Origin of the sequence: Williamsia sp. DF01-3 (assembly GCF_023051145.1) — a bacterium.
Taxonomy (GTDB): Bacteria; Actinomycetota; Actinomycetes; order Mycobacteriales; family Mycobacteriaceae; genus Williamsia.
Window position 1 is genome coordinate 67,494 of sequence record NZ_JALKFS010000005.1, and the last position, 13,585, is coordinate 81,078.

Below are 13,585 nucleotides of genomic sequence, written 5' to 3' on the forward strand. Positions count from 1 at the left end.
CGACAGAACGCCACGAGGCAATTCGACCTGTTCGACGGTTGATCCTGTCTCGTCGACGCCTCGGGCGGTACTGTCCGATCGTGGACTACACCGATGCACTCGTAGAACAGAACCGGCTCCTCGGCGAGGCGATCCGGGATGCCGACTTCACGCAGCCCGTGCCCACTTGCCCCGAGTGGACGATCCAGCAGTTGTTCCGGCACGTCGGACGTGGAGATCGCTGGGCGGCGCAGATCGTGGGCGAAAAACGTGACAGCCCGGCCGATCCGCGTCAGGTTCCGAATGGCAAACCGCCGGAAGACATCGACGGGGCAATCGAGTGGTTCAACGGCGGGGTGCAGACGCTCCTCGACGCAGTCGCACAGACCGGTGCCCACACCCCGGTGTGGACGTTCACCGGGCCCCAGCCGGCCGCCTGGTGGATTCGACGACGTTTGCATGAGACCACCGTGCACCGTGCGGATGCCGAACTGGCGCTTGGTGTTCGGTTCGATCTCTCTGCCGATCTCGCCGCCGACGGAATTTCCGAATGGCTGGGTCTAATGGCGGCGCGACCGGCAGACCCGGCCTCTCCGCTGAACGACGGGGCCACGCTGCACCTGCACGCTGCCGAGGCCGATCTCGGCTCAGCCGGTGAGTGGTTCATCCGCGGCGACGAAGGAGCGGTGGTGTGGGACCACCGCCACGCGAAAGCAGACACAGCCGTGCGGGGACAGGCAACGAACCTACTGCTGGCGATCAGCCGCAGGAAGACGGCGGAGGAAGCGGACATCGAGATCCTCGGCGACCGTCAGGTGTGGGACACCTGGCTCGAACGTACCCAGTTCTGACCGGCAGTTCTGAGTCAGCCGATCATCAAGGCAGTGTCCAGAACACCACGGTGACAAGGTAGAACACCACGGTCCACAGAGCCATCACCCCGAGGATCACAGCGAACCCCCGCAAGTTCGTTTGTCTCTTGGGAGTGTTCGGTGACGGGTACAACCAGTGACCGAGGATCTTGTTGACGTAGAACGGCATCGTGAAAAACGTCATCACGAAGCTCGACAGCAGGTTGCCGATCAAAAGCCCCAGCCACAGCGGCATTCCCAGGGGCGAAAGGGCGAGCGACAGCAGCACCACGGTCGGGTAGAGACCTACCCAGACGGCAGTGGACATCTTCGTGTCCGACGGTATCGGCGCACGGTGACCGTCTTGGTCGAACGCGAACCAGCTACCGAATGAGTTGTCGATGGTGCGCAACTCGAACTCGTTGAACTTCTTGCCCTCCTCGAGCAGGACCTGCCGCTCACGGGAGGTGAGCCACGCATCCAGGTCGGCGGCACTGTCGAAGCGGTACAACGCCGTCCACTCGTTCTGCAGGCCCTCGATGGGACGGAACAATTCGGTACCGCGAAAGCCCTTGAACCCGGACTCGGCCTCGCGCATACGGCCCTGCCATTCGAGGAAGTCGTCGGTGTGTTCCGGCGAGACGCGGTGAGTCACCACCACGGTGACAAGCGGATCCACCGGGGCCGCGCCACCGGTGATGACCTGTTGCGTCGCGGGGCCGTCGAAGTACTCCCGGCCCCTGTCGAGATGTTCTTGCCGTGTGGCGCTGTTGATCCAGGCCTGCACGTGAGCCACCGAGTCGAAGCGATACACCACCACCCAGTCGGGCTGCACGTCTGTCGGTTGAGCCGTCTCGGCGGCGATGAATCCCGGGTAGCGGGCGGCCGCGGCATTCATGTCGTCCTGCCAGATGGCGAATGCACGTTCGGTTCCGGGGTTGACCTTCTGACCGATGATCACCGTTGCGGCGTTGTTTGTTGTCGTTGCTTCGGCGGTCATCGCCGGCTCCTACTCGTCGTCACGCGGTGGAATCACGGGCAGGCCGGCTCGGGCCACACCTCGACGTGACTCGAAGCGCGTCGTCTCGACTTCCTGGCGGCGCAATCGTACGTGAGCCGACGGCGTTTCACCGGCCGTGTGGAGAAATCGCCCATCGGCACCACCTCGGTGCAACCGAAGGAGGCACCGACCGCGTGTCACGAAAACCCGCTCGCCCGAGCACCATTGACGCCTCAGACGCTGAAGGCGGTCGGAAATCGTCGGCGAAGTGCATCGATCTGTCGACGGACCTCGTACAGCTCGAACCGTTTGCGCGAGTGAGTCTCCGCCGACACCTTGTTGTTGGTCAGCTCGTCCTCGATCTGTGTTGCCCACAACTCGAGCTGGGCGGCGAAATACGTTGCCTGCGCCTCGTTCGAGTCCTGCTCCCACTGCCCGGAGGTCATGGCGCAAAATTGTAGCCGCTCTATAGTTCCTGACCGACCAAGATGGGAAGCCCAGGTCACACCCGAAGAGTCATGCGAGGCGGCGGGTGCACACCTGACGGATCGCGGTCACCACAGATTGGTCGTGGCCACCGGCCTGATCGGTGTCGAGCACATCGGTGAGGCGTTCGAAGTAGTCCCGCTCCCCGATGCCGAACTCCACCAGGATGTCGTCGGCCGACCCTCCGCCGTACGGGTACCACCGCCGCGCGAAGTCGAGCATTCGCTCCACCTCGTCCGGAGGGATGTTGCTCAGAGTGGTCATGGTCCAATTATCGATCCTGCGACCGAATTTCGCATCCGACAGAGGACCCGGCCGGTCGCCCTGAGAAGATCGCGGGGACCAGAAAGCGAGGGGCAGTGCGTCATCGACTGTCGACGTTGGTCGAGGTCCTCGACCGCCGGCAGGTGATCGTCTACGTGGCGGCCATCGGTGCCGGCATCGTTCTCGGCCTCGTCGCGCCGGGCGCCGGCGAGTCGCTGGACTGGGCCATCAACCCGGCTCTCGGCGCGCTCCTCTACGTGACGTTTCTGCAGATCCCCACCCGTGACCTCGCCCGGTCTCTGCGAGACCGCCGGTTCCTGGTCGCTGTCGGTGTACTCAACTTCGCCATCGTTCCGTTGGTGGTCGCGGCGATGTTCGTCTTCTTGCCGGACGACCAGGCAGTCCGGTTCGGGGTGCTGCTCGTGCTGCTCAGTCCCTGTATCGATTACGTGATCGTGTTCTCTGGGCTCGCAGGGGGCAGCGCACATCGGTTGCTGGCTGCGACGCCGCTGCTGCTGTTGGCCCAGATGCTGTTGTTACCGGTCTACCTCGCCGTGTTCCTGGGCTCGGACCTCGCCCAGATCATCGCGGTAGGACCTCTCGTCGAGGCTTTTGTGATCCTCATCGTGGTGCCACTGCTGCTCGCGTGGGCCACCCAGACGCTCGCGGTGCGTTTCCTGCTCGCGCGTCGAGTTCGTTCAGGCGCAACAGCCACCATGGTGCCGCTGATGGTCATCGTGCTGCTCGTTGTTGTCGCGTCGCAGATACCGAAGGTGTCCGGCAGCCTCGGTGACGTCGTCGCGGTTGTGCCGTTCTATGTTCTCTTCCTGGTCGTGATGGCTTTTGTAGGTCGCTGGGTGGCATCGAAATTCGCGTTCGACAACCCCGGTCGCCGCGCACTGGTCTTCAGCGGCGCCACCCGCAACTCACTCGTGGTGCTCCCCCTGGCCCTCGCCCTACCGGCGGGCTACGAACTGGCAGCGGCCGTGGTGGTCACGCAGACCCTGGTCGAAGTGGTCGGCATGGTCGTCTACGTCCGGGTGATCCCGTACCTGATCCCTTCCCGTTGACATCGCCAGCGCAATTGTCCGAAACGTTCACGAGACCGTGGCCGCCCTCACCTAGCGTGAGAAGGGTGCAACTCGACCAGCAGATCCACTTCCTGACCTTCGCCACCGCCGACCTCGACGCCGCACGGCAGTTCTATGTGAACGGACTCGCATGGAAACCGCTGATGGACGTGGAGAACGAGATCATCTTCTTCCAGATCGCGCCCGGCGTTGTCCTCGGGTTCTTCGAGGCCGGTAAGTTCGCCGAAGACATCGGCGTGGCTGATGCCCCATCGATATCCGGTGCAACAGTTGCCCACAACGTCGACAGTCGGGATGCTGTCCGGGCGGTCGCCGACGCCATGGTCGCGGCCGGCGCGTCCGTGCTCAAACCGCCACAACCGGGCGCTTTCGGTGGCATCTTCCACGCACAGGTGCGTGATCCCAACGGCCTCATCTGGGAGATCGCGCACAACCCCGGCTGGCACGTCGAGGCCGACGGAACAGTGGTCCTCGCCTGACTCGGTCCTTCGAATGCTTTTCGGTCGGCAACAGGAGGTCGCGACGTACGGTGGGATCAGCACGTGACCATCACCAGCGAGGATCGATGACCTTTCCATTCGAAGACGAAGAGCCCATCGGTGAGACCGATGAGCTCCGCAGACAAGCCGCGGTCTACGAGGCCGGCGAACACGGCCACGAGATCAACCGCGGTCATGCTCTGGGTGGAACCGAAGGTTCCACGGACGGGCAGTAACTCACGTGGTCACCGACATCGGCGGTCGACGCCTGACCTTCTCCGAGGAGTTCGACAACCACGAGTTGGACCCGGCCGTGTGGTCCCCGCACTACTTGCCCGCCTGGAGTTCGCGGGCGCACACCGCGGCCACCTACAGGATCTCCGACTCCTGTCTGCATCTGTCCATCCCGCCGGAGCAGCCGCTGTGGCTGGCAGGCGAGCACTCCGCGCTGCGGGTCTCGGGTATCCAGTCGGGCAACGGATCCGGAGCAGTCGGCAGCACTCTGGGACAGCAACCGCCTTTCGACGGGGCCGTGGTGCGAGAGCACCAACCGGAGTTTCGCGGCTGGACACCGGCGGGCGGCTACCTGGAGATCCGGATGCGTGCCACCGTCTCGCCCAGATCCATGTTCGCCTGGTGGATGGTGGGTCTTGAAGACGTTCCCGAGCGCAGCGCCGAGATCTGTGTGGCCGAGATCTTCGGTGACACCATCACCTCGTCGACCTCCGCCGCGGTGGGTACCGGTCTGCATCCGTTTCGCGATCCGTCGGTGGTCGACGATTTCACGACGACGGTGCTGCCCATCGATGTGAGCGACTTCCATGACTACGCGGTCGAGTGGACCCCCGATGCAGTCGAGTTCTACGTCGACGGCACGTTTGTACGGCGATGCATCAATCCCCCGACCTATCCCATGCAGATGATGCTGGCCGTCTTCGACTTCCCGGAGCGATCCAACGGCGCCGACGATGATCTGGTGCCAGAAATGGTGGTCGATCATCTTCGCGGCTACGCCTGACCGGGCGGTCATCCGCCGAACAGCAGGTACAGACCGAGGAAGGTGTACGCAACCATCGTCAGCAACAGCGCCAACTGCCCGGTGCGCTGATGACGTGCCGGAAGAAGTCGCAACGACGCATCGTGCGCGGCTATGACTGCGGCGATGTGACCGCCGAGGACAAACCCGACCTTGAGCGTGGCCGCCACGGTCGGGTGTTGTGAGAGAACATAACCGGGGTGGGCGTCCTGGAGCCACAGCACATTCCACCCTCGGCCGAGCGGATCGCCGAGAGCCAGGAACGTCTCCTGCCCCTTCTCCACCAGGTATTGCAAATAGTGGGCCAGGACGTACCCGATCACGATGGGGATCAGCGTATGTGCGAGTTGACCCGGAAGCGCTTGTCGCTGCGCCGAACTCACGCCACCGGTGGCGCGGGTGGCGAGCGTGAAGGTTCCGAACACCACCGCGATGAAAACGACAAGGGCAAGGGTGTGTGCCGCCGAGGAGCCCACATCTCCGCCGCCGATCGACTCCACATAGTCCTTCCACTGGGGGAAGTCGGAGAAGCTGTCGAAAGCGGTGGAGCCGAGCAGCACCGACAGCAGAACCACCGTGCCGGGCAGAATCGGGAGCGTGGTCAGGTGGTTCATCGGGTTCCCGACGACGATCCGCCCGGTTGCCCGGTCACGGCCGAATACCGAAAGACGGGAAGCCACAACGCTGTAGACGTCAAATGGGTCGGACCTGGTGAGCCAGCGGTCTCCCCAGACGGCAGCGCCTGCGACCATCAGCACCACGTAGCAGAGCAGCCAGATCCGGATGACCGGGACCGAATCCGGCTCTGGTGAGGCGAGTTCGAGCCAGACGAAAGCGAACAACCCGATGGCTGCGGGCCAGTAACCCCATGTCGTGGGGTAGACGCGCGTGCGGTCGGATCGCGATCGGCCGACAATCCGGCTACCGAATCCATAGACGGTGCGGATCGGCGAGAGGACACGCCACACGGGGCCGACCAACACGGACAGAACAACAAGCCCCACCCAGAGAAGAACGTAAAAGCTTCCCGCGAAGGGGTTGTCGTCCGAATCCGGCCCGAAGACCCCGGCCATCATCACCCACACCGCGAACACCAGAGCCAGTACCGCCGCCACGGTGCGCGTGCCCGGAGAATCGACGAGGCGGCCAATCCACAGCGGTGCCGGCCGCCCTGGTTTGTCCGGGCCGAACCTCGGTGTACGCCATGCGAAAACCACCACCGCGAACGAGAACGTCAGGGCCCATGCCCCACCGATGAGCACAGACGTGTACGGGATGGGCAGGTCTTCGGATCCGCCCAGGCCATGCGCAACGATCATCCCCGGGCGTCTCCGGCGTTTCCGTCGTCGCGAACGTATTCGTCGCCGTCTTGCTCGATGGAGTCGCGTTCGACGTCACCTTCGAGACCGGAGCCATCATCGTCGCCGCGCCGTCGATCCCGGACGGCGATGACCACGATGACGATCACCAGGATGAGCGCCGGGAAGAACGCCGGCGCGGCCAACAGCAGCGAGTGGCCGGCCAGATACTGTACGTTGTTGTCGCCCATCAGGTCTGCGGTTGCACTGTCGGTCGCGTGTCCGTACGGGCCCCGGTCTCCTGCTGCTTGTTGTTGATCCGGCCGGCACCCCACGACAACGCTGCGATCAAGATCAACGAGCACGCCAACACCACCAGGCCGGCGACCGTGAACAGCCAGCTCGGGTAGTCGAAGCTGCGCTCCCGCTGCAAGATCTTGATCTCTGGCATGAACTCACGTGTCATCGTCGATTCCGCAGCCACCTCAGGGGCGCCGATGCCCGGGTCGGCGGGCAAGAAGATCGGCACGGCGGTCATCGTTGTGCCATCCTGCACGCGCAGAAGCGTTTTCCACGTCCCCGACACCGGCACCGGCTCGGTGGAGCGGTAGATTCCGGCACCGACGCGTTCGAGCGGATCGATGAAGAGACCGCGGTCGTTCTCGATGCCGCCCTGCCACGAGAGGATCGACACCCATTCTGGGTCGTCACTGACCAGCCCCGGCGGGTCGATTGTCACCTCGGCCGTCACCATGCGACCGTCAGTGCTCGGCACATCGGTCAGTGTGATTGTGGCGCTGGCATTCTCAGGCACCTCGGTGCGCAACCCGTTGGCAACGGCACCACCGACGATCAGGACCGTGAGCACCACTGCCACAGCACTGAGGCGGGGACGCGGCAGCGGCTCGCCTCGCAAGATGACGGCCAACAGAGCGCCGCACACACCGGTGGCGATGCTGACCGGGATCGCCATGGCCAAGGCTTCTGCCCACATCCCGGTCGGCCATGGGTAGTGGTACACCGCATCGATCCACCACGACTCGATCCAGAGACCGAGGGTGGCCACGCCGAGTCCGGAGACAGCCCCGAACAGCACCGGTCGTCTCACCAAGGGCGTCAGGGCCAGCAGTTCGACCACCACTGCCGGGCCGAGGTACAGCGCGAAGAAGTTGATCGGTGCTCCGAGTGCGGGACCGACGATCAGTGCGACGATCCCCCTGATGGCCACCGCGAAAAGCGCTGCGGCGATGGCCGATCCGGGTCCGAGCGTCATCCGGACCGCGACCAGGGCAAACGCTGCCGCGCCGGCGATCATCATGGGCTGCAGGACAAGCCGGAACTGCTCGACGCCGAAGTCGTATTCGATCTGGAAGACCGACAGCCCGATGACAAGTCCGCCGAACGCCATACACCGGGTGAGCCAGTTGCCCCACCCGTCGGCCGGCGCGTTCTCGCCCATCGCGGCGCGACCCTCACGGTCGAGCAGCACCACTGCGATCAGCGACAACCCCGCGCCACCGATCAACATCAGGTGGGTGGGGCCCCACAGGGTGACGTCTTGGCCGAACATGCGGTGCCAGATGTCGTCGAGGGGGAAACCGACCAGGGCGTAGAAGCCGCAGCCGGCCAGCAGGATGCCACCGACGGGTGCGTACCAGGTGCGGGTGATCCGAACGGCTGCCGGACCGGGCTTGTCGTACGGCAGGAAGACGGCCAGCATTCCCGCGATGAAGAGAAGGAACAGCCCCACCAGGATGAAGTAGTGCGCCGGGTTTGCCAACGGACCCTCGTCGCGACCTTTGCCGATGTGCAGACTGACGTCCCAGATGAACCCGAACAGGGCGCAGATGATGGTGCTGGTGAACAGAAAGATGGGCAGTGCCGCCCATGGTGGTCGGTTCAGGCGGCGACCGGCCCACTCGGCCGTAGACGCGAGCCAGGTGATCTTCCGGGCGCGGTGGAGATAACCCACCCAGAGCAGGATCACCGACACCACCCCGGCGGCCGCACTCATGCCGAAGACTTGATCCAGTGCCGCTCCGCCGCCCTCGGACGCCGCCAGCACGTTCTCACCTTGTGTCAACATCGACTCCCCGCCACCTCACACCGCTCTGGGCCGAATCCACCGAACTGAAGATTCTCAGCAAAAATACAGTAAACGCACGTGCACCCACAAGGGGTCTAGCCTTCCGCTGCCTGCAAAAATGCGGGAGCAATGCCGAGTTATTTCAGTGCACAGACGTACACTGAACGTTGAGGAGGCCGTCAGGCTCCGCCGTCTGTAACCATGCGTTCACCTGACTTTGTACGTTACAACGCCGGGTGTCAAGATCCATTGGGCTTCGAACTCAGACCACCAGGTCATTCAGGTGGATCGACGAACGGCCCGGACAACCTCAAAGGGCCGAGACGAGCCTGGCCACGATGGATTGAGCCGTACCGGAGGTGGCATTACGAAAGTCTGTACCGGCCCAGAGGTTGGTGGCGTGCGGATCACCCGCAGCGACCGCAGCCTTCCGCAGGGGCCCGGTCAGATGGTGGATCTGCGGGTACGCGAACGGCGCGGAAGCATCGTGTTCGTGCATGAACCGGTTGTGAAGACCCCTCGCGTAGCGGCCCGAGAACGCTCGCGTGACTCCCGTCGTCGTGAACTCGGGATCCACCAGGGCGGCGCGGTGCACGGCGTTGGTCCCCGCCTCGTCGGCGAGCAGGAACGCCGTGCCCACCTGGACCGCCCGTGCGCCGAGGGCGAGTACCCGACTTACTTCCGCAGAAGTCGTGATCCCCCCGGTCGCGACCACATCAACTCCCCGCCCGACCACATCGGCGAGGAGCTCATCGAGGCTGCCCGGTGCGGGTTCCGCGGTGGGGTCGAAGGTCCCGCGATGCCCACCGGCGCCCGGGCCCTGCGCCACCAGCGCGTCGACTCCACGGCCGAGTGCGATGTCCGCCTCGGTCGCCGTGGTCACGGTGCCGAGCGTGAAGATGCCCGCATCGGCCAGTCGCCGGATCTCGTCGGCCGTGGCACATCCGAAGGTGAAGGACACCGCGTCGGGCTTGAGGTCGAGCAACACCTCGATCTTCTCCGCCCAGGCGTCGTCGTCGTATCGCGGCTCACCGAGCGAAGCACCGAACTTGTCTGCCAGTGGCGCGAGTTCTGCTGCGTAAGCCTCGATCTGCGCCGGATCACCAGCATTTGGTTGCGGGACAAAGAGATTGACCCCCAACGGCCCCGACGTCAGAGACCTCGCCTCCTCGATGTCCGCTGCCAGCTTCTCGCCGTTCAACAGGGCTCCCGCCAGAAAACCCATACCCCCAGCGTTTGTCACCGCAGCCGCAAGCGCCGGCGTGCTGGGCCCACCGGCCATCGGGGCGCCGATCACGGGGGCGTCCAGGTCACGAAGGTCGAAGGTGGGCACGTGCTACCTCCCGGGGATCTGAGCCTGCGGTCACCGGCTCGGGTGTGCGGCAGCCGGGCTGCTGCATTCGGTCTCGACGCGACGGTAGCCTCTTCGCCATGGCCGACGACATCGACATGGCGACTCCGATCGAGATCTCGACCGACGGAGCATGCCTCGGCAATCCCGGGCCGGGCGGGTGGGGCGCGGTGCTGCGGTACAAGAACCACGAGAAACAGTTGTCGGGTGCCGATCCTGCGACCACGAACAACAAGATGGAATTGACCGGGGCCATCAAGGGACTCGAGGCGCTCAAGAAGCCATCGAAGGTCATCCTCTATACCGACAGCACCTACGTGCGCAACGGGATCATGAAGTGGGCGACCGGCTGGCAGAACAACGGCTGGCTCACCAAGGACAAGAAGCCGGTCAAGAACAGCGAGCTCTGGCGTGAACTGATCGCCCAGTGCGCTCGCCATGATGTGGAGTGGCGCTGGGTCAAGGGTCACGCCGGCGACCACTACAACGAGATCGCCGACCAACTCGCCACCACCGCTGCTCGGGCACTGCGCGACGGCGGCCCGACGGGCCAGGTGGCCGGATGAACGCCCCCATCCCGGTGGCTCTGCTGCCCCATTCCGATCCCCACCTCGCCGAAGCCATCGCGTCCGCCGGTGGCACCCTCGCCGACCTCGCCGAGGCGCGTGCCCTCGTGTGGATCGGCAACGTCGACGGTTTCCCCGATCCGCTGCCCGACACCATCGAGTGGGTGCAGCTGCGGCTGGCGGGCATCGAGTCATTCCTGCGCGCGGGGTTGCTCGACGATCGGCGGATCTGGACCAATGCGTCGGGGTTCTACGCCGAGAACGTCGCCGAGCACGCCCTCGCGCTCTTGCTGGCCGGCCTTCGCCAGATCAACGTCGCCGTCCTACGGCACTGGGATGAGAAGGCCATCGACCCGGCTGTGCGGTCGCTACACGGTTCCACGGTCGGGATCATCGGTGCCGGTGGCATCGCCCGGTCGCTGATCCCCCGGTTGAACGCCTGCGGAGCCCAGGTGATCGCGGTCAACAGATCCGGCCGGCCCGTCGAGGGCGCGTCGACGACGCTGCCCGCGAGCAGGATCGACGAAGTCTGGGGCCTGGTCGACCACGTGGTCCTCGCGGCTCCGGCCACCGACGAGACCCGTCTTCTCATCAACGCACGCACGCTTGCCGCGCTGCCCCGACATGCCTGGTTGATCAATGTGGCGCGCGGTCCACTCGTCGACGAAGTCGCCCTCCGAGACGCATTGGTGGCCGGAGAGATCGCAGGCGCCGCCCTCGACGTGACCGATCCGGAGCCGCCCGACGCCGACGACCCGCTGTGGGATCTGCCGAATGTGATCATCACCCCGCACGTGGCCAATCCGTCCGCGGGTCTGACCCGCACGATGGCGCCGTGGCTCGCCGAGAATCTACGCCGCTTTGCGGCAGGCGGCGACATGCTCGCGGTGGTCCGGCCCGGTGCCGACTACTAGTTGCAGCGCTGGAGTGCGGCGGCGCCGACGACCGGCAGCGAAGTATGCGGCGCGCTGATGGAATCTCCCGCGCCGTAATGGTTGCGTTGTCTCACCGGCATGGCAAGGCTGAGACAGTCGGCATCTCCCGGTGTCGAGGCTGAGCCACAGCCGGATCCGCCCTTCAACAGAATCGAGAAGTATGAGCGACAACGTGTATCGGGTCACCGAGATCGTCGGTTCCTCGACGACCAGCTCTGACGACGCGATCAAGACCGCACTTTCCCGCGCCGCTGAAACCCTGAAGAACATCGACTGGTTCCAGGTGGTCGAAACCCGTGGCCATGTGGAGAACGGCGAGATCGCCCACTTCCAGGTGACTGTGAAGGTCGGTTTCAAGCTGGCCGACTGACCTGCGCGGACAGGTCGGCGGCGCGGCGTCCGGGTACCGTTTTCTAGCGGACTCGAACGGAAAGTGCACGCCCGCCGCCGGCATCGTCGCGTGCGACCGGCCAAACGCCACCGACCGGGAGACGCTCATGACACACAGACTCGCCGCGTTGGTACTCGCGGGCGCCGTGCTCTTCGTCGGATGCAGCGCCTCTGACAACGACGGACCCGCGCAGTCGGCCGGTTCCTCTGAGTCTTCCGGGTCAGTCGATTCGAGTCAGACGTCGGCGAGTATCGCTCCTGCGGACGAACCCGCAGATGTCGTCACCGGGCTCGACGCGCCGTGGTCGATCGTCTTCGCCGGAGATGCACCGCTCATCAGCGAACGCGACTCCGGCAACATCCTCGAAGTCGTCGGCGACCGCACCCGGGTGGTGGGCGCGGTGGCCGATGTCGCACCCGCAGGCGAGGGCGGGTTGCTCGGTCTCGCCGTGCGGGAGGAGTTCCTGTACGTCTACTTCACCAGCGACGACGGCGACAACCGCGTCGTGCGATATCGCCTGACCGGAATAACCGGGAGTCTCGGAATCGGCCCCGTCGAACCCGTTCTTGCAGGTATACCGGGCGGACGAACCCACAACGGCGGCCGTATCGCATTCGGTCCGGACGGCATGCTCTACATCTCCACCGGCGACGCGCAGGACCGGCCGAAAGCGCAGGACCCCGCCAGCCTCTCCGGCAAGATCCTGCGGATCACCCCGGATGGAGATGTGCCCGCTGACAATCCGACGGCCGGCAGCCCGATGTGGTCGCTCGGACATCGAAATGTTCAGGGAATCGCCTGGGCAGACGACGGCACGATGTTCTCATCCGAGTACGGCCAGGACACCTGGGACGAGCTCAACGTCATCAGAAAGGGCGGCAACTACGGTTGGCCGCGCGTGGAGGGCAAGAGCGAACAGTTCGACAGCATCTACATCGATCCTGTTCAGCAATGGAGTCCCGACGATGCGAGTCCGAGCGGGATGACAATCGCCGGCGACACGATCTACATCGCCAATCTGCGGGGTGAACGCATCCGCGCCGTTCCGGTGGCCGCCCCCGAGACCGGGCGCGACCTCTTCGTCGGCGAATTCGGGCGGGTGCGAGATGTCACCGATGCGCGCGACGGGTCGCTCTGGTTGCTCACCAACAACACCGACGGTCGTGGGGACGCCCGAGTCGGCGACGACCGGATAAAACGGGTGACAGTGCAGTCTGTCTGACGCCCGAAGAAACCGCCTTCCGAAAGCACTGCAATGCAGCGCTTTCGGCCATGTTTGACCGTCCGCACTCGCGGTTATTCGCTATGGGTGTCTGACACAGACACGGATTTAATCACGGCGCAATCGGGCACGGCGTCCGTAGTCGCACATGTTGAGTCCTGCGGGAAGGGAGACCGATGGGCAGCTGGCAGAGTCGCGGCAATGACACCCCCGCTGGACGCGGTTCGGTCTCCACTGGTCTGGCCCCCTGTGCGAGCGGCTCGTAGATGCCGCAGGTGTCGATGGCGCCGCCCTGACACTGTTGACCACCTCCAGCCGAGTCCGCGACCTGGTGTACGCCACGGATTCGGTGGCTCAACGGTTGGACGACCTCCAGTTCACGCTGGGCGAAGGCCCCTGCTTGGATGCCTACGAGAACGATGACGCCCGCCTGCTCGCCGACCTGGACAATCACAGCGGCAGCAGGTGGCCAACCTTCATCGGGGAGGCGATCGGACTGGGCGCACGGGCGCTGTTCGCCTTCCCGGTAGCCGCAGGCGGCACCCCCTTG

At 64.9% G+C, this 13,585-nt stretch carries 16 protein-coding genes; 9 read left to right on the top strand and 7 right to left on the bottom strand.

Annotated features, from left to right (window positions below; translation table 11 throughout):
• Positions 1-80: 80 nt before the first annotated feature.
• The gene (locus MVA47_RS02105) at positions 81-830 is read left to right on the top strand and encodes a maleylpyruvate isomerase family mycothiol-dependent enzyme (RefSeq protein WP_247206466.1); all 750 of its coding nucleotides are present in this window, start codon (positions 81-83) and stop codon (positions 828-830) included.
• A 25-nt stretch (positions 831-855) separates the two neighbouring features.
• Here the strand turns inward: MVA47_RS02105 and MVA47_RS02110 are convergent, their stop codons facing one another.
• The 3 genes from MVA47_RS02110 to MVA47_RS02120 form a co-directional block, all read right to left on the bottom strand.
• On the bottom strand, positions 856-1,830 hold the full coding sequence (locus MVA47_RS02110) for an antibiotic biosynthesis monooxygenase (protein WP_247206467.1): 975 nt from the start codon (positions 1,828-1,830) through the stop codon (positions 856-858).
• 233 nt (positions 1,831-2,063) lie between these two features.
• Positions 2,064-2,276 carry a hypothetical protein gene (locus tag MVA47_RS02115; RefSeq protein WP_247206468.1) on the bottom strand — a complete coding sequence of 71 codons (213 nt, stop codon included), beginning with the start codon at positions 2,274-2,276 and terminating at the stop codon, positions 2,064-2,066.
• Positions 2,277-2,346: 70 nt separating this feature from the next.
• On the bottom strand, positions 2,347-2,580 hold the full coding sequence (locus MVA47_RS02120) for a DUF3263 domain-containing protein (protein WP_247206469.1): 234 nt from the start codon (positions 2,578-2,580) through the stop codon (positions 2,347-2,349).
• A gap of 95 nt (positions 2,581-2,675) precedes the next feature.
• On the opposite strand from MVA47_RS02120, the gene MVA47_RS02125 reads away from it, so the two are divergent.
• The 4 genes from MVA47_RS02125 to MVA47_RS02140 all read left to right on the top strand — a co-directional run bounded on the left by MVA47_RS02125 (position 2,676) and on the right by MVA47_RS02140 (position 5,168).
• Complete coding sequence (locus MVA47_RS02125) at positions 2,676-3,650, top strand: arsenic resistance protein (RefSeq protein WP_247206470.1); 975 nt, start codon at positions 2,676-2,678, stop codon at positions 3,648-3,650.
• Positions 3,651-3,715: 65 nt separating this feature from the next.
• The gene (locus MVA47_RS02130; protein WP_247206471.1) at positions 3,716-4,150 is read left to right on the top strand and encodes a VOC family protein; all 435 of its coding nucleotides are present in this window, start codon (positions 3,716-3,718) and stop codon (positions 4,148-4,150) included.
• Between the two features lie 86 nt (positions 4,151-4,236).
• Positions 4,237-4,386 carry a hypothetical protein gene (locus tag MVA47_RS02135; protein ID WP_247206472.1) on the top strand — a complete coding sequence of 50 codons (150 nt, stop codon included), beginning with the start codon at positions 4,237-4,239 and terminating at the stop codon, positions 4,384-4,386.
• A gap of 5 nt (positions 4,387-4,391) precedes the next feature.
• A complete protein-coding gene (locus MVA47_RS02140) occupies positions 4,392-5,168 on the top strand; it encodes a glycoside hydrolase family 16 protein (protein ID WP_247206473.1) in 777 nt (258 codons plus the stop codon).
• Positions 5,169-5,176: 8 nt separating this feature from the next.
• Here the strand turns inward: MVA47_RS02140 and MVA47_RS02145 are convergent, their stop codons facing one another.
• From MVA47_RS02145 to MVA47_RS02160, 4 genes are all read right to left on the bottom strand, one after another.
• On the bottom strand, positions 5,177-6,505 hold the full coding sequence (locus MVA47_RS02145; protein WP_247206474.1) for a hypothetical protein: 1,329 nt from the start codon (positions 6,503-6,505) through the stop codon (positions 5,177-5,179).
• Positions 6,502-6,735, bottom strand: coding sequence for a hypothetical protein (locus MVA47_RS02150; RefSeq protein ID WP_247206475.1), 234 nt, complete (start codon positions 6,733-6,735; stop codon positions 6,502-6,504). Before MVA47_RS02150 ends, MVA47_RS02145 begins: the two co-directional genes overlap by 4 nt.
• Positions 6,735-8,570 carry a hypothetical protein gene (locus tag MVA47_RS02155; protein ID WP_247206476.1) on the bottom strand — a complete coding sequence of 612 codons (1,836 nt, stop codon included), beginning with the start codon at positions 8,568-8,570 and terminating at the stop codon, positions 6,735-6,737. The genes MVA47_RS02150 and MVA47_RS02155 overlap by 1 nt, the downstream gene beginning before the upstream one ends.
• Before the next feature lie 310 nt (positions 8,571-8,880).
• Positions 8,881-9,903 carry a nitronate monooxygenase gene (locus MVA47_RS02160; protein ID WP_247206477.1) on the bottom strand — a complete coding sequence of 341 codons (1,023 nt, stop codon included), beginning with the start codon at positions 9,901-9,903 and terminating at the stop codon, positions 8,881-8,883.
• A gap of 98 nt (positions 9,904-10,001) precedes the next feature.
• On the opposite strand from MVA47_RS02160, the gene rnhA reads away from it, so the two are divergent.
• From rnhA to MVA47_RS02180, 4 genes are all read left to right on the top strand, one after another.
• Positions 10,002-10,487, top strand: a complete 486-nt coding sequence (gene rnhA / locus MVA47_RS02165) for a ribonuclease HI (RefSeq protein ID WP_062796499.1) — start codon at positions 10,002-10,004, stop codon at positions 10,485-10,487.
• Entirely contained in the window at positions 10,484-11,401 is a 918-nt protein-coding gene (locus MVA47_RS02170) for a D-isomer specific 2-hydroxyacid dehydrogenase family protein (RefSeq protein WP_247206478.1), read from the top strand. Before rnhA ends, MVA47_RS02170 begins: the two co-directional genes overlap by 4 nt.
• Positions 11,402-11,582: 181 nt before the next feature.
• On the top strand, positions 11,583-11,792 hold the full coding sequence (locus MVA47_RS02175; protein ID WP_099382577.1) for a dodecin: 210 nt from the start codon (positions 11,583-11,585) through the stop codon (positions 11,790-11,792).
• Positions 11,793-11,919: 127 nt separating this feature from the next.
• The gene (locus MVA47_RS02180; RefSeq protein WP_247206479.1) at positions 11,920-13,035 is read left to right on the top strand and encodes a sorbosone dehydrogenase family protein; all 1,116 of its coding nucleotides are present in this window, start codon (positions 11,920-11,922) and stop codon (positions 13,033-13,035) included.
• Positions 13,036-13,585: the final 550 nt, after the last annotated feature.